1 protein-coding gene is annotated in these 478 nt (G+C 72.4%); it reads right to left on the reverse strand.

Annotation, left to right across the window (positions count from 1 at the left end):
- The coding region (locus G3I78_RS47955) for an MFS transporter (RefSeq protein WP_164436909.1) at positions 1 to 478 on the reverse strand (478 nt) is incomplete at both ends.

Raw genomic sequence — 478 nt, forward strand, 5'->3', positions numbered from 1 at the left:
GGCGGCTCCCATGACGGCCGTGCCGGTGGTCAGACAGCGTGCCGGTGTCCGGGTGCGTGTGCACCAGGCGGTGATGCGGAGCTGGCCGACGAGGGCGACGAGTCCGGACACGACGAACAGCGCGCTGGTGGCCGCGGTGGCGAGGGGGCCGTCGCCGGTGACGCGTCGGGTCTCCAGCGGCAGGGCCAGGTACACCTGGAAGGACAGGACGTAGGAGCCGGTCATGGCGAGGGAGAAGAGCCAGAACGGCCGGTTGCGGAGTACGGCTCCGGCCTGTTCGCGCAGGGCGGGCCGGTCCTCGCGGGGTGTCGCGGCGTTCTCCGGGAGCCGGCGCAGTTGCAGCAGGGTGAGGCCCGCGAAGAGGGCCGAGGCGACCGCGCAGGTGGTGGGGAAGGAGACCGAGGTCAGGGCCAGACCGACGAGGGGGCCGAGCAGGATTCCGGCCTGGTAGAAGGCGTTGAAGAGGGCGAAGGCGTCG

The organism is Streptomyces sp. SID13726 (assembly GCF_010548375.1).
Taxonomy (GTDB): domain Bacteria; phylum Actinomycetota; class Actinomycetes; order Streptomycetales; family Streptomycetaceae; genus Streptomyces.